A 25,726-nucleotide genomic window follows, 5' to 3' on the forward strand; every position below is an offset into this window, starting at 1 on the left:
AAATTCGATGGCAATAGTGAATGTAGGTCTAGGTTTACCTGTTGCAATATTAAACAGAAATCAACTCAGATTTGGCGTGATGAGTTAGTTTGATAGTACTCAAAAAATAATGTGTTAGTATTTATGTGTACTTAACATTTTTACCAATGAAAGAGTAAATGATTCCTCAAATGCTAGTAACGTGGCTTAAAGGTCAATTTCCTTATTAACCTATTTAATGTTCTAATTCATTTGCAAGCATGACAACCTCCGGCAAAATATCCAAAATCAAAGCCAATTGTTGCATAACTAACAGATCATTATTGGCTTTATCGTCATCTACTGAATTGACTGAAATTGTTTCAATATAATCAGTAACGGATCTTTTAATAGCTTGGTATTCGCTGTCGATCTTTTTATCATTTAATAGATTAATAATATAGACCGACAGATCATCAAATAGCTCGAACGTCTGTTTTGAAAGCGGTTTATCGCGGTGTGCACCTAAAGTTGAAAGATAACTAATCAATGTATGATTTAGTGTTAATAAACGAAATCCTTTATCAATAACGACAGGATTCATATGGGGTTCCTTGGTCATTAAACTAATTAATGATGATAAATCTGCATTACTATCATGTGCTGCACGCCTTGCCAAACGATACATGACATCATTAGTTTTTCCAGTCAGATATTGACGACCAATTAACGCCAAATAATGACTATCATCATGGCAGACACGATCGACAAGTTTAGGCAAATTTCTAAACTGCCAATCAGGCCAAATAAAGCTCACAGCAAACCAAGCAATAAAACAACCAATTAACGTTGCAATAATGCGTAAAACCGCAACTTCAATACTGCTTTCACCAATCAAACTAAAACTAAAAAACACCAGCAACGTAATAAATGCAGTTGCATAAGCGTATTGTGAATTCTTAAATAGAAAAAACAGCCAACCAGTAATAATAATTAATACCAACTGCTCGGGTATACTTGGGAATAAAAATGTTAACGGAATTCCCACAACAATCCCCAAAATCGTCCCTAGTACGCGTAATTTTAACCGATGTTTTGTCGTGGAATAGTTTGGTTGGCACACAAACAAGCTAGTCAAAATAACCCAATATCCATGCGACAAATCAGAAGCATAAATAATCATATATCCCACAAAAAATACCAAACACATACGAATTGCATGGCGAAATAGTGCTGACTTAACGGTCAAATTACTTTTAATTTTAACAAAAACATCATGGAAACAAGTTAACTCTTCATCAATTAACTGGTTATCTTCTTGCTCTTTTGACAGATGCTGTTCGGTATCAATATTGGCAAGTAACAGATCGATAGATAACAAATTTTGATGTAAACTTTTGATAGCCTTAACCATTAGCATATTAGAGTTACTACTAGTGTGATATTGATTAATTGCTTCTTGAAGATAAGAAAAATAGCGTGAAAATAACGGATCATGCTGATAAGTTTGATTTAATTTAATTGCTATTGCCAACTGAGCACATGCTTTAGCCTGCAAATTTAAAATACGTGCAAATCGAAATAAAATATCACTATGCTTAAAATGAACACTCAGTGCTTGATAATGTCCATGCGCTGAACTAGCTCGCTCATGAATATCTTGCGCTACAAAATAATAGCTGAGTAGTTTTCTAATATAAGCTTGACCACGATAGCTTTTTAATCGATTAAACAATGAACGCTTAGCGTTGTTGAATGCACTAATAAGTTGATTATTAGCATTATTTAATTGTAATGTTTGTTTTTTAAAACCATCCGATTCATCAGGATCGAACATAGCGGCTTTAGCATCAAGATATTGTGCTAAATGAATAAAACACTGTGATAGCGATTGTTGGGTTGTACGAATGGGTTGGATAATAGATTCAATTAATGAAACAACATTATACCAAAGCGCACCAAGCAATAAAAAACAAGGCAGCGTATAATTGTCAGTGTATAGATTATGCCCAAGCATAGTATAAGCAGCAATCAAAAGTGACCCAAAGGCAATCACGCCATAACGCTGTCCAAGCGAACCAAGCATAATAAAAATGAACGTCGAAGACACCAAACCAACAATAAAAAACACTGGCTCATCAAATAACAACTCAACCGAAAAAGTCGCAATAGCAAAACAGATTAGTGTAAGAACTAAATTAATACAGCGACTTAATAAACGGGTATCGATCTCGGTTAAACCTGCAGCCACCACGCCAAGTGTAAGCGGAATAACTAAGGATGTTTGTCCAAAATACCAAGGAACCAAGGTTGACCCAGTCAAACTAATTAACATTCGAAGACTAAAAAGAAGATTACTGCTATAAAAGACTTTGCGTAAAGCAAAAATGAATGCGTGCACGGGTATATGAACTTTAAATGAGATAATAGTTAATAGGATACTATATTGAGGAAGCTTGGGGAAGAGTGTGTCATTACTGGTAGTTTTTTGTTAAAAAATAACAACAAAAAAATATAAATAAAATCAATATATTTTCTGGATTTTCTCGTAAGATAAGCCTTTTTTTTATTTTGTTGAACGCAATGAATTGGGCGTAGTGGTATGGGAAATTTGTATTTGGAAAAGAAAAATATCTTAATAATTCACTTATTAATAACGCTTTTGATTATTAAATTATTTAAATCAGTATGATACTATTGAGCTGTTAAAGTAGTGTAACTTTTGCATACCTTAGATCTTAGCGTTTAGCCTTAATGCTTGTTGGGTTGATGGTGTTAATTAAGGTCAATATAGAAAAGAACTAAGCGCTCGGATTTAAGCCTGACTAGGCAGGGATAAACATAAAACTGCGCAAAATATTAATCATTTCTTCTTCGTGTTTTTTTATATTTTCAAGACCTTGTCCTTCAGGTCCCCAATCGTTGTAACTCATCATAATTGCTTGTTTTAAGCTCTCTATTCTATTTTTCTCACGATAAAACTTCTTTTTATCGGCAGGAGAATAGTTGCTGAGCCTTGAGTTTGTACTAGGCGAAATAAGACAAAGATTGCCAAACCTATCCACATTTTTCATGACTTTTTCCCCCGATGGATCGGTTTGTGGAAAATAATGCTCTACCGAAGAGCGGACAGTAAATTGAAAATTATCAAAGTGGTCACCCAATTCGGATTTACCTAAACCATTAAAACGTTTACCTTTTGACAGGTGTCTCCAAAGCAAGTAGTCCAATAGGTTAAAAATAAAATTGTGTACTTTTATTCCTTGATGTAGTTTGTCATCACTAAAGTTGCCATTTATTTTACAAATTTCACTTAGGTACTCTTGGCTTATTTTTTCTAGCTTTTCTAAATAATTTAGAGGACTGTCAATCAGCGCTTTTTTATCGGCAATTTTATTTAAAATTTCAAGCGCTCGATACAACCAGCGTTTATATGTCGAAGACGGGTTAGATACATCAAACATGGAAAGAAGCATCACTAATTGTTCATTAATTGCATCAAAAGTGTTGACATAATTAAAGTCATTTGTGTATTTTTTTAATGTGAGTAAGCGCCATCGGTTTTCTGTGTCTTTTTTTACTATATAACGATCAAACAAAACTCGATATTTTAATAGATTAAAGGCAAATTCTGTCGGTTCGACTTTTAATTTGTTGTTTGAATAGTAAAATTGTTTCAATAATTTTTTATCATCTAGCGAAACCTCATCGCCTTGTTGCATTTTATTGTTTTGTGACGTTTTCGTCTGATTATTTATGGTTAACTTTAAAACATGTAACAAGAAGTTTGAAAAATCAATAATTGAGCCGAACCTTTCTTTTTTTTCAAGATTATTATCGGTATCGATAGGGTGGAAGCGCTTATCAGCAATAATATCCTCAATCGTCACGCCATTTTGTATTGAACTTGATTGTGATAAATGAGCCTGAATATCGGCAAAAGAGTTTGGAAAATCGCTCCAATCTTTACCAAAAATTGCTGATCTTATATCTGCACTAAAATTAAGTTGAACAAAACCGTCCATATTGGAACAAGCATCCCAAATTGTTGAAAAACAGTGACGAACTTTAGCATCCTTAGCACACTCAGAAAGCATTTTGGCTTTGAGTACTTCGTGCTTTTCAAGCTGTTCACCACGGTTATTGATGATTTCGAAGTAATGGTTTAGATCCGTATCGTGAGGTACGGTTATTCTCAATAATTTAACATTTTCAAATAAATAGCGATAAAACTGTTCAATATTGACTTTATGTGTTTTAAAGTAGCGATCAATAATATTATAAGCGGAGTATATATTTGGCTCTTCAATGTCACAGTTTATTCCATTGGTATACAGATTTTTAAACGCATTGATTGAACGAGGACGACTATCAAATGTTAAATTGAACGTTAAATGGTTCAACTCATCATCATTTATTGCTAATTCATTTTTTAAATAAGCTAATAAAATGCATAACGTGGTATGGCGTTGCTGTCCATCGATTATTTCATAACTCTTTTTACCGTCATAGGGTTGATTTTTGCGTTCATAAACAATTAAACAGCCAAGGAAATAGGAGGGGGTGCCTTTAGTATCATTAGTCGATACATCATAGATATCTTGAATTAATTGCTCTATTTCGATTACTCCCCAAGCGTAATTTCGCTGATAAATGGGGATAACGTATTGAGCGGATTCGGTAAAAAGCGCTTTAATATTCAATAAGGTAAGTGCTTGATCTTGAGAAGGAGTGACATTTTTATTCATCGCGCCCTCCATTTATCATGGTTTTTATTGCATTTTCAACACTTGGTGCATTTTTAAATCGAATTTTTGTGTTATATGGAGGAATAAAGTTAAGTATTTGCTGAGGGTGAAGAGCTTTACGAATAACTCGAAATAAGCTATTGGCTGCCTTAGCATGGTTATCTATAGACTGCATACTGATTAATTGCAACTTTAATCGTAAAAAATAACTCCAACAATAGCAAATTTTGGCAGCTTGTTTTAATTCAACATCACCAAATTTATCGTAATAATACAAAATGGTGCACATAAACAAATTTTTGACATAACGATCTCCCTTTCTGTTACTGTTTTCATATACGGTGTACTTGTCCATAAACCCTTTAAGTAATGCGTCTTCATCTATGAATAATTTACAATACATGGCGATATAATGCTGAATATACTCAAAAAAATGCTTACCGTTGATCAATACCTGATCAATCTGAAATGGATACGACTGGTACTGTTTACTCCCTCGATTTACTAAAACGGCATTATCGTTTTTTATTGCGTTATCAGTAATATACATAGGATTAATATAGGGATAGTTGATATCGCCAAGGCTGATTCCTTTAAACACATCAATATGATGACGACTAAATTGAATACCACAATCGCCCTCTATCCAACAGCGAATACGGAATAAAAATTCTCCTATAATAGTATTTAGGTTAGGTAAATTATTATAAGGATTTATGCTTTGTTCCCACAGCTCGACATGTTTTATCCTATCGATTTGTTCTGTGTTATCCATCATTTCACGAAGGTGATATGCTTTGAGTAAATCATGCGGTGCGAGTGCCTTGCCACGGATATTTTGTGAATCAAAAAACTGAAAAGCTTCATTAAGGTCATCGAGCGTTATTGTTATCAGCTCACATTGATTCAAAATAAAGGAAAGCAGTTGTTGTTTATCGTGGTTATCTAAGTTAGCAAATCGGCTATAAATGACTTGAGTATTATTCTTGAGTTTTTTGATACTAACAGGAGAAGTAAAACGGGTTTTCAATAAGTTTGAAGTTACTGTTTTTTGATTTTCCCCTAAAATTGTACAAATTAATGTTAACGTTAATAATCGTTGCTGACCATCGACAATATTGAATTTTACCTCTTTTTCTTGATGAAGCACTACTGTACCTAAGCGATAACGCGTCTTTTTTTTATAAGCTAAAATGTCATCGATCAATTGATTAACATGTCTGGTATCCCATTTATATGGACGTTGATATTCCGGAATAGTTAAAGCCAGATTTAATAAATCTGAAATTGTTTGAACTTGATAAGAAATAATTGCCATTACTAAACACTCTAAGCAGTCGTTGCTTGCCATTAGCCTTTGTTGTTCATTTTAGCAAATATTACCATTTCAAACGTACAGAATTAATACACTTATTTTCAAAAACCGATTTATAAGCGTTATATTATTGAAATTATTTAATAGGTTTTAGTATGTTTTATGTTAAACATTTATTAAGAATATACACCCACAATCAGTCAGGAAAGGTATTGATTTTATTCAACTTTTTTTAAATTATATCGTCAAAAAAACTTCAATAAAATCAATGCCTTTCCTGAACGTTTTTTATTAAAAAACAACACTAATTAGTATCAATTTGATTAATTTATCTGTTCAGTTTTCATATATTGTTGTTAAGTCGTTATAATAGCGGTTATTTGATTTTGAATAAAATAGGACAATCGTGCAAACGTCATTAAAAAAGCCTCAATTACATTGCCGAAACAAACATCAAGACGGTTATGATTTTGCAAAACTTATCAATATACTGCCTGAGCTATCTCACTATGTAAATCAGAATCTCTATGGTAATTTATCGATCGATTTTGCCGATCCGATGGCGGTTAAAATGTTAAACAAAGCTTTGTTGTTTAGCTATTATCAGGTGAGTTATTGGGATATTCCTGACGGTTATTTATGCCCGCCCATTCCTGGTAGAGCGGATTATATTCACCATTTAGCTGACTTATTAGCGCGAGACAATCAAAATCATGTCCCTACAGGTAAGCAAATTCATGTATTGGATATCGGCGTTGGTGCCAATGTGATTTATCCTATTATTGGTTGTGCCGAATATGGTTGGTCATTTGTTGGGAGTGATATTAATCCTGTGGCGATCAAAGTTGCTTCGTTAATAACACAAGCTAATGCGCTATTAAAAAGCACTTTGCGGTGTCGATTACAAAAAGACTATAAAGCGATTTTTAGGCATATTATTAAACCTAACGAGTTTTATACCTTAACGCTGTGTAATCCGCCTTTTCATGCTTCAGCACAAGATGCGTTGGCAAGTACGCAAACCAAACTGAAGAAGTTAGGCAAGTTAACGCATTCCACTCAAAAAACTGTGCTTAATTTTGGTGGGCAACATGCCGAACTTTGGTGTCAAGGTGGTGAAAGTGCTTTTATTAGTAATATGATTAACGAAAGTATTCAATATAAAACTCAATGCTTGTGGTTTACTTCATTAGTGTCGAAAAAAGAGACCTTGTCGGTAATCAACAAAAAATTAAAACAAGCCAATGTTGTTGAAAGCCATATTGTTCCTATGGCTCAGGGGCAAAAAATCAGCCGATTTGTCGCATGGACTTTCTTTAATCAACATGAACGCCAACAACTTTTATCAAAAAACACCTCAAAAATAGAGGTTTAAAAATTATAACTAAATATTTTTTAAATGATTTTTTGATGAAATATTGCTTGAGTACGTTTAGTTCATCTCTATAAAAATTCCGATAGCTTATTGTCTTGCTTTTGGTTAAGATAGGTTATTATTTAATCACCACTATTAACTCACCTTAATCTTCAATAAGCATAGGAAATACCGATATGAATAGTAATCAAACAGCTCAGCTCATTGAGCAGCTACAAGGTATTGTTGGACAGAAATACACGTTAACGAATCCTAACCATACGCTAGCTTATCGCCAAGGTATTCGTTTTGGTGAAGGTGATGCATTGGCTGTTGTGTTGCCCGGAACGTTAGTTGAGCAGTGGCAAGTGTTAAAAGCGTGTGTTGAGGCGGATGTAATTGTTATTACACAATCAGCAAATACAGGCTTAACAGGGGGGTCAACACCGGATGGTAATGATTATGATCGTCCTATTGTAATTGTCAGTACTCGCCGTTTGGATGGCATTAATGTGATTGAAAATGGTGAACAAGTTGTTTGTTTGCCAGGTAGTACGTTATTTAGGTTGGAAAAAGAGTTAAAAAAATATCATCGAGGTCCTCACTCGGTTATTGGGTCATCTTGCATTGGTGCATCTGTGATGGGAGGTGTATGTAATAATTCGGGTGGTGCGCTTATTCAGCGTGGTCCTGCTTATACGCAAATGGCTGTGTTCGCTCAATTAGATGCGCAAGGTCAGTTGCACTTGGTAAATCATTTAGGTATTGAGCTAGGCGATGATCCAGAAACGATTTTGCAAAATCTGCAAAGTCATGCTTATAGTGATAAAGACATTAAGCGTGATGCAGGCTTAGGCCATGATCATCATTATTGTGATCATGTTCGTGAAATTGATGCTGATACGCCTGCACGGTATAATGCCGATCCTGCTCGTCATTATGAAGCCTCTGGCAGTGCTGGGCGTTTGATGGTTTTTGCTGTGCGGCTTGATACTTTTCCTCTAGAAAAAAAATCAGCCGTATTTTACATAGGTACAAATGATATCAACGAATTAAATGGTATTCGTCGCCATATTTTAGGTCAATTTAAAACGTTACCAGTGTCGGGGGAGTATATTCATCGCGTGGCATTCGATATTGCCGCGGTTTATGGCAAACCGTCTTTTTTAGCTATTAAAAAGCTAGGTACGGATATGATGCCACGCATGTTTGCTTTTAAAAATTTTGTTGATCGTGTTACGGCTAAAATTCCATTTTTTCCAAAGAATTTTTCGGATCGATTTTCTATCTTTGTTTGCAAATTTTTGCCAAATCATTTACCAAAATCAATGCGTGATTATCGTGATCGTTATGAACATCATCTTATTTTAAAAATGGCAGATGATGGAATTGCAGAAGCCGAGACTTTTTTGAAAGACTATTTTCAAAATAGAAGTGGTAATTACTTTTTATGTAACGAAAGAGAAGCCGAAGCAGCCATGCTACACCGTTTTGCAGCAGCAGGTGCGGCAACGTCTTATCGTAATGTACATAGCAAAACGGTAGAAGATATCGTTGCATTAGATATTGCATTAAAGCGTAATGATACCGATTGGTTTGAAACACTACCAGAAAACGTCGATCAAAATTTCGTTTACAAAATGTATTATGGACACTTTTTTTGTTATGTGTTTCATCAAGATTATATTGCAAAAAAAGGGGTGGATTGTAATAAAGTTAAGGAACAGATTTTAGCATTGCTTGATCAGCGTGGTGCGCAATACCCAGCCGAGCATAATGTTGGGCATTTATATCATGCCAATGCGGATTTGAAAAAATTCTATCAAGAACTTGATCCAACAAACAGCCTTAACCCAGGTATAGGTAAAACCTCTAAGAAGAAAAATTGGGTTTAATTCCTTGTTGTTACTGTTAAATTTTAGTGGTTATTAACAATAAAAAACCGCTAGGAATCCACCTAGTGGTTTTTTATTTTAGTATCATAATGCGATAACCTCACTATCATACTATTTAATCACAGTAATTTTTTTAGTTGATATAACATTTCTAATGCTTGTTTTGGTGTTAATGCATCAGGGTCGATCTGTTTTAAGGCTTCTTCAACTTCTGACGGTTCAGGTTCGTCAATAAAGGAGAGTTGAGATTGGTCGACATTACTATTAGCCGATTGTTTTGAGATGACTTCTAACTCTTTTAATTTTTGTTTAGCACGTTTCAAAATCGGTTTAGGTACACCAGCAAGCCCTGCAACGGCAATACCGAAACTTTTGCTAGCAGCACCTTCTGATACTTCGTGGATAAAAGCCACTGTGTTGTCATGTTCAATGGCATCAAAGTGGATGTTATAAACGCCTTGCATATGCTCAGGAAGTTGAGTGAGTTCGAAGTAGTGCGTGGCAAATAGTGTCATTGATTTGATCTCGTTGGCAAGATTTTCAGCACAGGCCCAAGCAAGTGAAAGCCCATCATAAGTTGAAGTTCCTCGACCAATTTCGTCCATTAAAACAAGGCTTTGTTCTGTCGCATTATGCATAATGTTGGCTGTTTCGGTCATTTCTACCATAAAGGTAGAGCGCCCCGAAGCTAAATCATCAGAAGCCCCAATACGGGTAAAAATACGATCAACAGGTCCAATTACTGCTTTTGATGCAGGAACAAAGCTACCAATGTAAGCAAGTAGAACAATCAATGCCGCTTGGCGCATGTAAGTGCTCTTTCCACCCATATTCGGGCCAGTAATAATCAGCATTCTCCTTGCAGGTGAAAGGTGCAGCGAATTGCGAATAAACGGTGTTTGTAGAACTTGTTCAATAACAATATGACGTCCGTCTTTGATCTTAATACCTGCTTGTGTTGATAATGTTGGGCGTTGATAATTAAGCGTTAGTGCTCGTTCGGCAAGATTAGTTAAAACATCAAGCTCTGCAATTGCCTCAGCACTCGTTTGCATATCAGCTAAGTCTGGCATTAATTGATCAAATAGTTGTTCGTATAGCTGCTTTTCAAGCGCTAATGCTCGACCTTTTGAGGTAAGCACTTTATCTTCGTATTCTTTGAGTTCAGGGATAATATAACGTTCCACATTTTTCAATGTTTGGCGCCTAGTATAATGAATTGGCGCTAGGTGGCTTTGTCCACGACTAATTTGGATGTAATAACCATGCACTGCATTAAATCCAACTTTTAACGTATCAATGCCAAGTGATTCACGTTCTCTTATTTCAAGCTGTTCAAGGTAATTGGTTGCGCCATCGGCAAGATTACGCAATTCGTCTAATTCACTATTGTAGCCTGTTGCCATCACACCGCCATCACGAATAATAGCGGGTGGCGTTTCAACAATTGCACTATTTAATAACGTGGCAATATGATCGAATTGGTTAATTTTGGTTCGTAAAGTTTGTAAATAAGGCGAACTAAATTGTCCTAATAAAAAATGTAATTGTGGCAATAAATTATAGGCATCACGCAAACGCGCAAAATCCCGTGGGCGAGCTGTGTGTAGCGCCAGTCTTGCTAAAACACGTTCAAGATCGCCCATTTGTTTTAATAATGGTAATGCGTCATCAATATGTTGTTGTAATTCAGCAATGGCATCTTGGCGGTTTTGCAAAGTTTCAATATGACGAATCGGTGAATGCAACCAGCGTTTAAGCATTCGGCTACCCATTGGGGTTTGTGTTTTATCTAATACCTCTGCAACCGTATTTGATGTACTGCCCGATAAGTTTTCGGTGATTTCTAAGTTGTGACGAGTTGCGGCATCTAATATCACAAAGTCATATGTTGACTGTTTGATAATTGAACGTATATGAGGTAGAGCTGTGCGTTGGGTATCTTTAACGTATTGCAATAAACAACCAGCAGCACAAAGTGCATATTGGCATGCCTCTACGCCAAAACCGACTAAATCATTCGTACCAAATTGTAAATTGAGTTGTTGCTTTGCTGTTTCTAGATCAAAATCCCATTGTGGACGACGACGCAAACCATGGCGATGTTCAATTAAAGGCATCGATTCAAAATCTTCAGGATATAACAATTCAACTGGACTTGTTCGTTGCAGTTCAGCTTGCATTGCTTCAAAGCTATCGCATTCAAAAACATAAAAGCGACCAGAACTAATATCAAGCGTGGCATAGCCATAATGTTTTTTATGTTGCCAAATTGAAGCCAGTAAATTGTCTTTGCGATCTTCTAGTAATAATTCGTCACTGACGGTTCCGGGCGTCACAATACGGACAATTTTTCGTTCAACTGGTCCTTTACTTGTCGCAGGATCACCAACTTGTTCACAAATAGCAACGGATTCGCCTAGCGAAATTAACTTAGCTAAATAACTTTCAACCGCATGATAGGGCACACCAGCCATTGGAATTGGTTCACCATTTGAAGAACCACGTTTAGTGAGCGAAATATCTAAAAGCCCTGATACCCGTTTAGCATCATCATAAAACATCTCATAAAAATCACCCATACGATAAAACAATAAAATATCAGGGTTTTCAGCTTTAAGTTTTAAATACTGCTGCATCATTGGGGTGTGGTTGGCTAAATTGTCTTTATTAGTCATGGTGGTTTTTCTTTTTTTATCTTTCAACGTAATAAGTAAATTCATTAGTCTAACAAAGAACCATTAAAATGCATAAATTTGCACTGGTTCTTATTTTTAGTTTAATCATAAATTATGATAAATGTAAGTTGTATAATGTAATCATCTATATAATAATTTTATTATAACTGATTATTGGTTTATTACAGAGGCTATTTGGGCTTAATATAAAATGGATACGCTTGCATTTAATTAAAGAATTGGACTCATTACGAGCACATTATTCTAAATTATATACTTTTTATGTGTTTTTTATATTCAACATATTGAAATCTATTATAATCGTATCGGTTGTTATTGGGCCAATGGTTGGGTATTGCTACAACAATGTGAACAACAATATTACCAAAACAGTAAAATGATAGAGATGGGCACTGTCTAGTATTTTGGTCAGGAACAATCAGCTAAAAGAAAAATACGCCAATAAATCATTTTATACCAATGTGCCTTATAATTATGAGTTAATAAGTTTTATTTTTAAGGGAGTCAAGCATGTTTGAAAATCCTCGATGGGTACGAGATTTGTTACGTTTTTTACCACTTAAAAGTCAATTTGTATTATCAGGTAATATCCGAGATTTACAAGCTTGCGAGATAGTCCCTTCTGTTATTACACCACAATCTTTTGAATTAACCGTTTATCGTTGCTTAAAACAAGTCGGTTATGAGCATGTTGTGATATGGGATCCCTTGTCGGGCTTTCGATGTTTACAAACAGCCGACTTTCCTGCCAATAATACCGATCAATTATTACAAAAGTTAGGTTTAACACCAGAAAATGGCAAAGCCACAGGTGGTGTTGATTTATTGAGTTCTGTATTAGAACGGCTTGTTAATTTTGTTGGAGATCCCATTGCTTTATTGGTGGATTTTGCTTCTCAATTAAGTGTGCGCACCGATAATTTAACGCCAGCTGAACATCAATTATTTACACGAGCATTGATTTTGTCTCATCAGGCAAAAGTACGTCCTGCAGGGGAAAATCGCCAACCTTTTTTTAATACAGTGCTATGGGTCGTGGAAAAGGAGGGGGATTTACCGGATTGGTTCTTGGTGAATAATCCTAAAGTAAGATCTATTTCTGTCGCTAAACCAGATCATATTGCTCGCCGAGCTTTGGCAGGTGCATTAATTAAGGGAATTGCTCATGCCCAACAATTACCAGATGAGATTTTAACTCAAGCCGAAAAAACATTCGTAAATAGTACAGAAGGTATGCTGTTATTGGATATGAACGCAATTGCTACATTGGCACGAGTAGAAAATATAGGTGTTAACGTAATTGCTGATGCTGTACGGCGTTATAAGGTGGGGGTGACAGAGGATCCTTGGCAAAAAATAGATAGAGAAAAAATACAGCAGGCAGAAACCTTTATTTCGCAGCGCGTAAAAGGGCAAATGCATGCTGTGACACATATGTTAGATATTGTTAAGCGTGCAATTACGGGAATCGGAGTTAACCGTAAGGGGAATCGACCTCGAGGGGTAGTGTTTTTAGCTGGGCCTACAGGGGTTGGTAAAACAGAGTTAGCAAAAACTATCACCAGTCTATTATTTAATGATGAAAGCGCATATATCCGGTTTGACATGTCTGAGTTTAGCTCAGAGCATTCAGATCAACGTTTAATTGGTGCACCTCCTGGTTATGTGGGGTATGACGTAGGCGGCGAGCTGACTAATGCAATTCGAGAAAAACCTTTTAGTGTTGTGTTATTTGATGAAATTGAGAAAGCGCATCCCCGTATTTTGGATAAATTTTTGCAGATTTTAGATGATGGTGAGTTGACTTCAGGAAGAGGAGATAGAGTTTATTTTTCTGAAGCGCTGATTATTTTTACATCTAACTTAGGCATTTATAAAATGACAGAAAGCGGAAAACGAGAGGTGAATGTTAGTGCCGATGATTCTTTTGATGTGGTACAACTAAGAGTAAAAAATGAGATAGATCATTATTTCAAGGTGGTACTAAATCGTCCTGAAATTTTGAACAGGATCGGGGAAAATATTGTGGTATTTGATTTTATCCGCCCAGAAATTGCTGAACAGATTTTTGAACAAATGGTGGCTAATATTTTAAATGATTTTAAGCAAACAGGACTGACATTAACCTTTAGCCCTAATGCCATGCATAGCCTAAAAATGTTAGCTTTAACTGATCTTTCTAATGGGGGGCGAGGTATTCGTAATCAATTAGAAGCACATCTTTTAAATCCACTGGCACGTGAGTTGTTTGCTTTAAATCCTCAAGTTGGGCAGCATGTAACTATTACCTCAGTGCAAGCTAATGCAATAACATTGGAGTTGTAGAATGGTAAAATTAGGTTTATCTCGTATCCATTTTCCGGTGACGACACTAGGACCAGGTAATAGAATAGGTATATGGTTTCAAGGATGTCGTTTAAGGTGTAAAGGTTGTATTTCAGCTGACACATGGGGTACTGCCAAAGAGTTTGTTGATGTTGACGAATTAGTCGATAAACTAACACCTTGGTTAGCACAAGCTGATGGCATTACTATTTCAGGTGGCGAGCCTTTTGATCAAGTGAATGCCTTATCTACCTTACTACAACTGCTTAAACAAAAAACGGCCATTGATATTTTAGTGTATACCGGTTATTCATTAGAGCAAATAACCGAACATTTAATTACGATTAAACCTTATATAGATGCATTGATAACCGATCCCTTTCAATACCAAACAGTGCAAACGTTACAACTTAGAGGTAGTGACAATCAACGGCTACACTTTTTCACACCTTTAGGAGAAAAACGGTTTAGATCTTATCAAGCCACCGTGAACGAACAAGAAAAAGCACTGGATGTAATGTTTGATGAAGATGGAACGGTTTGGTTGGCAGGCATTCCTAAAAGAAATGACATGCAGCTATTACAAGATATGTTAGCACAACAAGGCCACCGTATAGTATTAACAATCGATAAACCCCGAGATTAAGGAAAAACAATTATGGCAATGATGCGTTTTTGTCCTCATTGTGAAACAGAAAGATCACTTTATGAGATTTTTTGCGAAGGAACTATTGAGACAGAAGTTTGCGGTTGGGATTTGTCGAACGAACCGATTCGTGAATCAGGTTGGCGACCGTTGTCTATTGTTACAGCCGAGGAGTTAACCGAGCAAATAAGCTCATTGCCACATTGTGTTAATGGTCACCGGATGGATGAGGGGGATTTGATGTGCATGGTGTGCGGTGGGGATTTAGCCGAGTTAGATGTTATAGAACAAGAGGTAATATCTGCGGCAACTCAAACCTTAGAATCTGCGTCACAAGCATTGGAAACAACAATTGATAACTGGCGAATATTAAATACATTAAGTACCACAGATGGAACTAGAGAGCGCTATTTAGCCGAGAGAATTGAAGATAAAAAAAGAGCCGTCTTAACACTTTATCATGCCGGTGCCGAGCCTGACGTGGCGATTTATGATGTATTAAAACAACTACCTAAAGAGCACGTTCCTGAAATTATTACCGCAGGTCGTTGGAATGCTCAAGCTTATGTGGTGGCGGAAGAACTAACAGGAGGAAGCTTATCAGATCTTGGTATTGTTATGACCGATCTTGTTAGCATTAAGCATGTTATGGCAGAGTTAGGTCAAGCTTTACAGGCGTTTACCGAAGTAGGATTAAGACACTGTGATTTAAGACCTGAAACATTGTTAGTAAGAACTAAAGATCCTTTAGATTTGGTGATTACAGGCTTTGGATCTGCTCGTTTATCAGAATTTGATTTAGAGGTTATATCGCCTTTAAAAACAACTCGCTATATGGCACCTGAAGTTATTGCTGGTGGCGTTAGTGTTGCATCGGATTGGTGGAGTCTGGGGATTATTCTATTAGAGCAATTAACCCAAGGGCAATGCTTTGCTGGTGTGAATGATCAAGCTTTTTTAATACAAATATTAACCAATGGAGTAACAATTCCTGATAACTTACCAACACAATTACAACAATTATTAAAGGGGTTATTGGCTAAAAACCACCATGAACGTTGGCAATGGCCACAAGTGCAGGCATGGCTACAAGATAAAATGGTTGCCGTGCCAGAAGCCTTATCAAGCACTCAACACGAATTAGGTTCAACAATTCAGCTAGGAGAGCGACATTATTTTGATATTAAATTATTTGCCTTAGCTGCAGCTGATCCGCTTTATTGGCAAGAAGCATGTGATCACCTTGTAAGAGGTTTAGTCACAACATGGTTAGAAAAGGCTGAGTTTGATGAGCAAATACTAGCTAAAGTAAGAGAAGTTCTACGTCAACTTGATTTAAGCAACGATTTAAAATTGATGTTAGTACTTAAGATATTAAATCCTGATATGCCATTGGTACTCAAAGGCGATATTATTACACCAAGTTGGCTATTACAGCATCCATTACAAGGATGTCTATTTATTGAGGGATTTATCCCCCATGTTTTACAAGATTTGGAGATTTGGCTGTGGCGTTTACAAGAAAGAGCAAATACAGTTAGAAGACGAGCAGATAATTTGCAAATTCGTTTGGATGAAGAAACGCTAAAAATTCATCTGCTTTCTACATCGCGCGCTCAATTAACTGCATTATGGGAGGAGCGATTAGCTATTTTTCCTGATGCCAATAATGTTGGAATTTTATCATTAATTGAGCGACGAGCAATCAGTGAAGAAGATTTGATTGTATTGCTAAGCGCTCAGATCGGGCAATTCAAATCGATAGATAATGTAACGCAAGAAGTTTTAAAATTAAGTGATCAGCATTCAGTAGTAACGGTGGATGAGCAAGAATTAAAAGAATTAATGCGCCAACCTAGATTAGCACTTTATCAAATGCTTAATGAGCGTATTGAAGGTTTTGCTTGTATAGGACATGAGCAGCTAGATGCTTGGACTGAGCAATACCGATTAGAAAAAAGAATGCCTTTTCACCAGTTGTTACTGTTATTAAGTGTGCCGGCAGAGCAATGGATAAAACCGCATAAACAGCAATATATTTCACAGATTATTGATTTCTTCCATAAAAAAGTTTCTGCCTCAGTATTGCAAGGACCTTTAGTTCGAATGCATTTAGGGCTGTACATGCCACGAATCGATATTTATTTACTAGGTACAGAGCGTAAGCCAGCAGAAGCATTATTAGATCATCTTGTTGCACGTAATAGCCGTCAAATAAGTATCGATCTGATGGCATTTCAACAAGATCAATATTTAGAGCGTAGATTAAGTAATTTATATAGACAATCTTCTTTGTACAAAAGAGATACCGGCATTGATGATTTGTATATGGGGTTTCCTTTCTTAATTTATCAAGAACCCACAGCATATAGATTACCTCGCATTGCACCATTGCTGTTATGGCCGATAAAACTTCATTACGAGCTTGGTGCAAGAAATCATATTGCCTTTTCCTTCGATCATGATCGGGAAGAAATTAGAATTAATCCTGCTTTGGAAGGAATATTAGGTAAGAGCTTATATCAAACATGGAAAAATACATTAGATGAATTATTAACCCGTTCCGCTTTATCTACACAGGAAATTATCGATGCTCTTAGTATATTGGGGAACCCTTTATCAAGAAAAGTACAAGCCTTACCATTTAAGCAAGAGATAGAGCGAGGAAAGCTATACTTAAGTTGCTCAGCTGTGTTTTTTAATGTTAATTTTATGGGGCAATCGATAGGTGAAGAATTAAATAAATTGAAAAAAATATCTCCTATTGGCACTGCATTAGAAACCGCATTACGATTAAAACCTTACCAAACTTTAGCGGATATTCCTGAAAAAACACCTGAGCTAGAGCACTATTTTACCGTTGCAAGCGATCCCTCTCAAGAAAATGCAGTACTTCAATCAAGACAATATCCTGGACTATTGATTGAAGGACCTCCAGGCACAGGAAAGAGCCAAACCATTGTCAATATGATAGCCGATGCGATTGGTCGTAATAAAACAATTTTGCTTGTCTGCCAGAAAAAAGCCGCGCTTGAAGTTGTTTATAAAAGACTTGTAGCTGAGGGGCTTAATAATCGCGCAATAATGATCAATGATGTGAATGCTGACCGCAATATAGTGATTAGTAGTATCCGAGAGCAACTTGATAGACTATTTAAGTCACCAGTAGATACTCACTGGGAAGCTAAAAGAGAACAAATTGCAAACCAAATTACTCAGTTAGAACATCAACTCGATAGTTATCACCAAGCTTTGCATCATGTAGATGAACAGACAGGATTAACTTATAGAGAATTAATAGCTGAATTGATCAGTTTAAATAAGCAGCTGAGTACATTTGTAGCACCACAACTTAGATCCGTATTAAGTGCATTAAATAAAGTACAATTAGCCGAGCTAGAAGATGAATGTGCATTACTGATACGTTATTGGCTACCAGCGAATTACGAGCATACGGCATTAAGTGAGTTGCGTGCTTTTTCGCATGAGCCAGCAACCCTCAGTGATTTTAATCATTTCTTTACTGATTTTATGGAAGCGGAACATAATCGTACAGTTGTATTAAACATTAACCAAGCACGATTTGATTTAAATGATCCTACCCCCTATCAATACTGGATAGAAACTGATGGACAGATGTTTTTAGCAATTTCTGACAGTGTAAGAATACAACTAAATAAATGGTCTTCGCTTTTTAAAGTCGACGCTGCTAAACAACAAAGTTCATCAGAAGGTTATATACTGATAACAGAGCTAAAGCGGCTTGAAGAACAATTGGCCGTTATTAGTAATGCTTCGTGGTGTGATTTATCGCCTAAGCTATGTTTGTTAGAACAGCAACAGCTCGATAAATTAACAAAGCAAGCTAGCCGCATGATGACACCAACTTCTTGGTATAGCTTTTTAAGTATTACGCGATATTCTGCAAAGAAAAATTTAACACATTTCTTAATGCAGCAAGGTGAAATATGTGATGAAACACGCTTCCCAATGCTTTTTCACGCATTGATTTTAGAGCAACAATATCGCCCTATTCGTAATAAATTACAGTGTATTTTTAAACAATTACAATTACCGATACCTGATAATACAATTGGCATTAAAATGGCTGGACTCATTAATGAAACGATAGTTGCTTTAGAAGAAGTAATGCAACTATTTAACAAAATAATGATCGCCCCGAGAACCGAAGAGGTAGAAGCAGCGTTATTAAATAGCAAACTGGTCTTTGAACAACTTTTAGCTGATTATACAACGGCTTTTAATCGTTACTTTGCTCGAAAAGAAGCACTAGAAAAATTAGCTAGGATTGAACACTATTTAAGCCCTTCGCTTTATCAAAGCTGTAAAACAGCGATAGAAAACAATGTGTCAACGGAACCTAAACTATTAGACATCAAGCAAGCTTTACCTAGCTTGGCTGACTACCAATATTTTAGAAAAAGAGCCGAACAACTTTCAGCCACTTCCTTACAGTTGCTAGCTAAATTGCGTAGTTACCAAGAACCATTGAAACAAATAGCGGTAACCGATTTAGAAAAAGTATTTAGGCAATTGGTCAATGGAGAAGCTTATCAAGCATGGAAAGAAAGAATAGAATTAGCCTATCCAATCTTATTAATTAATGATGAAGAAACACAAAAACGAATTAAATTATTAGCCGCAGCTGACCTTGAAATGCGAGCTTTGAACCGCGTATTACTTGAACAAAATATTCCTATTAAAGAATTAGGATCATTAAAACAGTGGGAAGATATTACAAGGCTAACAGGTGTTAGAGCTAGGCGTTTAAGAGAATTTATAGAACAAGGTGAAAAATTAGGCTTAATGAAACTTAGATCTATCTGGTTGATGAATCCTGATGTGGCAAGTCGTTTATTACCTTTAAAAGCAGGCTTATTTGATACGGTTATTTATGATGAAGCTTCTCAAATGCCGATACAATACGCTATCCCAACCCTTTACCGTGGTAAAGTATTGGTAGTAAGTGGTGATGAAAAGCAAATGCCACCTAGTAATTTTTTTGCTAATCAAATAGAAATAGAAGAAGCTGATTTAAATCTGTCCTATGATGAATTAAGCGATGAAGAACAAGAAGAATTACAAACCGGTCAATGGAATTGTAAAGAAATTATGGATTGCCCTGATTTGTTGCAATTAGCACGTTCAGTATTACCAAGTACAAGCTTACAAATTCATTATCGTTCTGATTATCGTGAATTAATTGCTTATTCTAATGCAGCTTTTTACAATAATCAGCTTAATGTGCCAGTACGTCATCCAAAATCGACAATAAAACAAGTTCAACCTATAGAATTTTTACAGGTTAATGGAATTTATCACAATCAAACAAACCTCATTGAGGCAGAACAAGTGGTGGAAAAGGTTGCAGAGATTTGGCAATTACCGAAAGAACAACGTCCTTCACTCGGTGTTGTTACATTTAATAAAAAGCAGGCTGATTTGATTGAAGACTTATTTAATAAAAAAGTCCGAGAAAATGAGATATTTCGAACCCTTTATCTCGAAGAGACTCAGCGTGTAGAGTCGGGTGAAAACATGTCTTTTTTTATTAAAAATGTAGAAAATGTACAAGGTGATGAGAGGGATATTATCATATTTTCTACGACATTTGGTCGAAACAAAGAAGGCGTGTTCCGTCGTAACTTTGGCGTGCTTGGACAATTGGGAGGAGAACGTCGACTCAATGTTGCCATCACACGGGCAAGAAAAAAAGTAATATTACTTTGCTCTATGCCAATTGAAGATATATCAGATATGTTAGCATCACAGCATCAACCAATAAGCCCAAGAGATTACTTACAATGTTATCTGGCATATGCTAGAGCCTTGTCGGCTGGAGACTTCGTTACAGCACAAAGCCTTTTAAAAGGTATTATTGCCACTACTGAAACTCAAGCAACAAAATTAATCGAATCTCGACAAGATGCGCTTTTAAATGATGTAGAAATGTTTATACAATCACTAGGAGTGTCTTATACCAAAAATTCAGGAACAGGCGTTTTTGCTTTAGATTTCGCAATAGAAGATCCTAAAACGCAACTTTATATAGTGGGCATTGAGTGCGATGCTCCAACACATCCTTTATTGGCTAATGCTAGGGCTAGAGATATTTGGCGTACGGCGGTGCTAAAAAGATCTATTCCTCATATCATTCGTATCACATCCCATGAATGGTATGAACAAAATGAACAAATTAAAGCCAAGCTTAGGCAATTAATAAATGAAACGCTTGCCACAGGAGAAACCCATGAGCGGTCCTAAAGTTGTACACATAGTGACACGAGAAGAAATAATAGCTACTTGCCAAGGGATATTAGCCCAACTTGATCAAGCCATTAACCAATGGCAGCATGCGATGCAAAACTTAGCAATTACCGATGATACGTTTTTGCAAGGCATCATCAACACACGAGAAAAATTTAATAAATTATTAGCTGAAGATAAATTTTCAGATATTCAACGACTAGTACCTATAGAAATTAAACAGCTGCAAGCGGATATTATTGAACGTAAGCAAGTCATAATAACAACATTAGCGAAGCAACGTGAAGAAGCAAGACAAACCAAAGAAAATGCTCAATTGTTGATAAATGCAATAGCACAAAAAGGGCTGCACCTACCAAAAGCATTACACAATGAACTGACACAAATAATACAAGGAAACTACCAAGGCTCAGCAACAGCTGTATTTAACCAAGTCTTTGGTTATTTAGTACCTGAACAACAAACGAATGTGTTGACGGCAAAACAACAAGCAATCTTAAATAGCATGAATGTAGATAAATCAACACAAACTTATACAGATTGGCTAACTAAACATCAAACCTCACAAAGGGATCCGCGCTTTAGCCGAATAGATCATTACTTAAGTGAACTCGCATTAGAAAATAAAAATGTCTATCAATCTTTTATGCAACGATTAAACATAGCAGAAACAGAAACAATAAAACAACAACAAAATTTATTACTAGATAGTATTTTATTAGATTTATCAAAAACCGTACAAGAAGCCAAAAAGCGTACCCAATTATTGGCTAAATTAGAACTCATTGTAGCGGAGTTGAAACAAAAATCAGTAGAACCTTTAAAGTTAGATATTCAACAATTGGATAAGTTAACTATAGATGAATTAACAACATTAGTTGAAAATTGTGAGCAGCAACTTATAAAAGTAACCAACACCATAACCGCAACTTACAGGCAGCAAACTTTACTTCAATGCTTATCTAAACTAGGTTACGAAGTAAGGAGTGATATGCAAACTCAATGGATTAAAGACGGGCGATTAGTCATTCGCAATCCTGCCACGCCAGGATATGGTATTGAATTTACAGGACAAGCTGAAAACCAACGGATGCAAATTAGAGCGGTCAGATTTACTCAACAAGAAGATCGACAACGAGATAAAGATATAGAAACACTATGGTGTAGCGATTTTGCTAAATTACAAGCATGGCTTGCTAAGCAAGGGGATTCATTAATACTAGAAAAATCACTCGCTATTGGACAGGTTGCTATAAAACAAGTTAATGAAGAACAAAATGGTACAATAATAAAAGAAAACGTAAAAAAATATTTTTAGTAAATAAAATATATTATTTGTAGGAATTCCTCACGTTGTTTACAGTAATTTAAGAAACACAGTAATAAATATCCTTAAAAAACAAAATTAACGCCTTACCACAGACAGGTGATAGGGCGCTGATATCATAAAGAAAAATTATTATCACCAATTTAGCTAAACACTTTATAGTCAGTGGCTAAAGCATTTATGACATACTAAAAAAGTCTGATAAAAGTTTTTGTAACTATCCCCTAAAATAGTACAGCAAAAAGTAGAAAATTCTCTATGATAAAAGAAAAGGGGATTTAATTATGAAAAAAATGACTGAACATCAAATCGTCGCTATTTTAAAAGAAGCTGAAGCGGGTATTCCGGTTAAAGAACTGTGCCGTAAATAGGGCATGGGTAATTCAACTTTCTATAAATGGCGGGAAAAATACGGCGGAATGGAAACTTCGGATATCAAACGCTTAAAGGAGCTGGAGGCTGAAAACCGCAAGTTTAAGCAGATGTTTGCCGAACTGAGTTTAAAATCCCAGCTTCAGGAAGAAATCATAAAAAAGCTTTAGTGCCCACAAAGGCACGTAAAATGTGGGCACAGCAACGACAACAAAATTATTTAGTTACTATTGCTATGAGTTGTGCCATTGTTGGCTTAAGCCGTTGTGCTTACTATTATAAACCTAAGTTACAGGATGATTCGGTGATTGTTTCGGTGTTGAATGCTATCACAGACCGGCCTTTACGCTGGGGCTTTCCTAAATGCTTTAATCGTATCAGAAAGCTCGGCTATAAATGGAATCATAAACGGGTATATCGGGTGTATTGTGAATTAAGGCTTAATCTCAGGGTAAAGCGTAAAAAACGTATTCCTCCACGATGCCCGGAAAGGTTATTCGTCCCCAATAAACAAGGTGAATGTTGGTCAATGGATTTTATGAGTGACAGTAGCCGTAATCAACGTCGCTTTAGAACATTCAATGTCATCGATGACTTTAATCGTGAGGCGTTAGGGATTGATATTGCAGTAAGCTTACCAGCAGGAAGGATCACCCGTTACTTAGATAAACTGGCCGAATATCATGGGTATCCATTAAAAATACGGGTCGATAATGGGCCAGAATTTACAGGAAAACCCTTTATAAACTGGGCTAAATCACATGATATAGCCATTGATTATATCCAGCCCGGTAGCCCTTATCAAAATGGCTATATTGAACGATTTAACCGTTCGTACCGTACAGAGGTATTGGATTTATATCTTTTTAATAATCTGGAACAGGTAAGGAGAATAACCGAAGAATGGTTAACGATTTATAACACCGAAAGACCGCATGAGGCATTAAATAACATGACACCAATTGAGTATAAAACACTAAAACAAGCAGCTTAATTTTCTACGTGAGTTGTGTACTAAGTTTGGGATATTTACATACTAACATTCATTATTTTTGTGGCATCTTTATGTGCATAACTATAATTCAGAACTAATTCTGCACACTCTCGTTTAAATTCACTACTTAGTTGTCTTGTCATCAGGTAATCTCCTTTGTTGATGATTTATCATACTGCTAAGAATGTCTACAAGAAAAGTATACCGTTACAGTGTTTTTTAGCCAATTATTTTAATCATGAAGTGTAAACAATTCGACGTTTTCCTACATGTTATTATTTGCGCTTTGCAGCATTGTGCCTATCGTGTAATATAGATGGCATTCTAAAAAATAGAAAAAATTGTGAATATTTTATGAAATTAATTATAAAATTACTCTTTGTCTTTTTTGTCATATTGGCATTAGAGGGATGTGGATTAAAAGGTCCACTTTATCGTCCAGATGAAAAAGCGGCAACTCAACAAAACAAGCTAACAACAACTGCCTCAATTCAATCTGATTTATTTATTAAAATTGCATAATGGAATAAAACGATGGATTTTTTAGATTATCAACATGATCGCTTATTTGCTAATCAAATAGCGATTGCTGATCTTGCTAAGCAGTATGGTACCCCTTTATATGTCTATTCAGCCGAGCATATTCGTGAGCAGTTTTTAGCCTATGAACAGGCTTTGGTTAATACAAATCACTTAATCTGTTATGCCGTTAAAGCGAATAGTAATTTGGCTGTTTTAAGTTTGCTTGCAAAACTCGGCGCAGGTTTTGATATTGTTTCACAAGGTGAATTAGAACGAGTATTAAAAGCCGGTGCGGATCCTAAAAAAATAGTCTTTTCTGGTGTTGCTAAATCAATCATTGAAATTGAGCGGGCACTTGAAGTGGGTATTAAATGCTTTAATGTTGAATCTGAGGCTGAATTGTATCGAATTGATGAAGTCGCTAAAAGATTAGGTAAAATTGCACCGATTTCATTAAGAATTAACCCTGATGTCGATGCTAAAACACACCCATATATCTCAACTGGTCTACGCGAAAACAAATTTGGGATTAGCTATCCGTTAGCATTATCAGTTTATCAAAAGGCGCGCGCATTAATAAATATAAATATTGTTGGTATTGATTGTCATATTGGTTCGCAGTTAACACAGTTATCGCCGTTTATTGATGCTACTGATCGTATACTTGCTTTAGTGGACCAATTGCAAGCTGATAATATTGCAATTGAACATATTGATCTTGGGGGCGGTTTAGGTGTTTGTTATGATAACGAACAACCACCAACGCCATCGCAACTTGTGACAGAATTAAAAAACAAATTGGCCAACTACCCTGATATTGAAATTTTGTTTGAACCAGGGCGATCTATTGTAGCTAATTCTGGTGTGTTAATTACTAAAGTTGAGTATACCAAACATCAAGAGGGTAACCACTTTGCGATCGTTGATGCTGGTATGAACGACTTAATTCGACCTGCACTTTACGATGCTTGGATGAATGTTTTACCTGAAAGACAACCAAAATCTGACGATGAACTTTTTGTATATAACGTCGTTGGTCCGATTTGTGAATCGAGCGATGTTTTGGCTTATCAGCGAGAACTTTCAGTTAAGCAAGATGATTTACTTGTTATCTGTAGCGCAGGCGCTTATGGTTTTAGTATGGCATCAAATTACAATAGTCACCCAAGACCAGCGGAAGTGATGCTTGTAGGCGAACAACAACATAAATTAATTCGTCAGCGAGAATCCTTTGATGATTTATGGCGTGGTGAGGCTGTTTTATAATATTGGTAAATTGTATC

The 25,726-nt window shown here is 36.0% G+C and carries 12 protein-coding genes and 1 pseudogene; 9 read left to right on the forward strand and 4 right to left on the reverse strand.

Annotated elements, in window-relative coordinates; translation table 11 throughout:
- Positions 1-214 precede the first annotated feature (214 nt).
- The 3 genes from yccS to GQ589_RS06080 all read right to left on the reverse strand — a co-directional run bounded on the left by yccS (position 215) and on the right by GQ589_RS06080 (position 6,024).
- A complete protein-coding gene (yccS, locus tag GQ589_RS06070; protein WP_160425137.1) occupies positions 215-2,359 on the reverse strand; it encodes a YccS family putative transporter in 2,145 nt (714 codons plus the stop codon).
- A gap of 424 nt (positions 2,360-2,783) precedes the next feature.
- Positions 2,784-4,706, reverse strand: a complete 1,923-nt coding sequence (locus GQ589_RS06075; RefSeq protein WP_160425140.1) for a DUF262 domain-containing protein — start codon at positions 4,704-4,706, stop codon at positions 2,784-2,786.
- Positions 4,699-6,024, reverse strand: a complete 1,326-nt coding sequence (locus tag GQ589_RS06080) for a DUF262 domain-containing protein (RefSeq protein WP_160425141.1) — start codon at positions 6,022-6,024, stop codon at positions 4,699-4,701. The genes GQ589_RS06075 and GQ589_RS06080 overlap by 8 nt, the downstream gene beginning before the upstream one ends.
- A gap of 403 nt (positions 6,025-6,427) precedes the next feature.
- Here GQ589_RS06080 and rlmF point away from each other — a divergent pair, with 403 nt between their 5' ends.
- Both rlmF and dld read left to right on the forward strand, forming a co-directional pair.
- Complete coding sequence (rlmF, locus tag GQ589_RS06085) at positions 6,428-7,396, forward strand: 23S rRNA (adenine(1618)-N(6))-methyltransferase RlmF (protein WP_202115036.1); 969 nt, start codon at positions 6,428-6,430, stop codon at positions 7,394-7,396.
- Between the two features lie 176 nt (positions 7,397-7,572).
- Entirely contained in the window at positions 7,573-9,270 is a 1,698-nt protein-coding gene (gene dld, locus GQ589_RS06090) for a D-lactate dehydrogenase (protein ID WP_160425143.1), read from the forward strand.
- A 119-nt stretch (positions 9,271-9,389) separates the two neighbouring features.
- Here dld and mutS read toward each other — a convergent pair whose 3' ends face one another.
- Positions 9,390-11,948 (reverse strand): DNA mismatch repair protein MutS, encoded by a 2,559-nt coding sequence (mutS, locus tag GQ589_RS06095; protein WP_160425145.1) that lies wholly within the window; start codon positions 11,946-11,948, stop codon positions 9,390-9,392.
- A gap of 531 nt (positions 11,949-12,479) precedes the next feature.
- Here mutS and GQ589_RS06100 point away from each other — a divergent pair.
- The 7 genes and pseudogenes from GQ589_RS06100 to lysA all read left to right on the forward strand — a co-directional run bounded on the left by GQ589_RS06100 (position 12,480) and on the right by lysA (position 25,709).
- A complete protein-coding gene (locus tag GQ589_RS06100; protein ID WP_160425146.1) occupies positions 12,480-14,294 on the forward strand; it encodes an AAA family ATPase in 1,815 nt (604 codons plus the stop codon).
- 1 nt (position 14,295) lies between these two features.
- Positions 14,296-14,940 (forward strand): 4Fe-4S single cluster domain-containing protein, encoded by a 645-nt coding sequence (locus GQ589_RS06105; protein WP_160425148.1) that lies wholly within the window; start codon positions 14,296-14,298, stop codon positions 14,938-14,940.
- Between the two features lie 18 nt (positions 14,941-14,958).
- Positions 14,959-21,225, forward strand: coding sequence for an AAA domain-containing protein (locus tag GQ589_RS06110; protein ID WP_160425193.1), 6,267 nt, complete (start codon positions 14,959-14,961; stop codon positions 21,223-21,225).
- Positions 21,212-22,546 (forward strand): hypothetical protein, encoded by a 1,335-nt coding sequence (locus GQ589_RS06115; RefSeq protein ID WP_160425150.1) that lies wholly within the window; start codon positions 21,212-21,214, stop codon positions 22,544-22,546. The genes GQ589_RS06110 and GQ589_RS06115 overlap by 14 nt, the downstream gene beginning before the upstream one ends.
- A 293-nt stretch (positions 22,547-22,839) precedes the next feature.
- Positions 22,840-23,921 (forward strand): annotated as a pseudogene (locus GQ589_RS06120) (IS3 family transposase).
- Between the two features lie 354 nt (positions 23,922-24,275).
- Complete coding sequence (locus GQ589_RS06125; protein WP_160425152.1) at positions 24,276-24,443, forward strand: lipoprotein; 168 nt, start codon at positions 24,276-24,278, stop codon at positions 24,441-24,443.
- 12 nt (positions 24,444-24,455) lie between these two features.
- Positions 24,456-25,709 carry a diaminopimelate decarboxylase gene (gene lysA / locus GQ589_RS06130; protein ID WP_160425153.1) on the forward strand — a complete coding sequence of 418 codons (1,254 nt, stop codon included), beginning with the start codon at positions 24,456-24,458 and terminating at the stop codon, positions 25,707-25,709.
- Positions 25,710-25,726: the final 17 nt, after the last annotated feature.

It is taken from the genome of Gilliamella sp. Pas-s27, assembly GCF_009795865.1.
Classification (GTDB): Bacteria; Pseudomonadota; Gammaproteobacteria; order Enterobacterales; family Orbaceae; genus Gilliamella.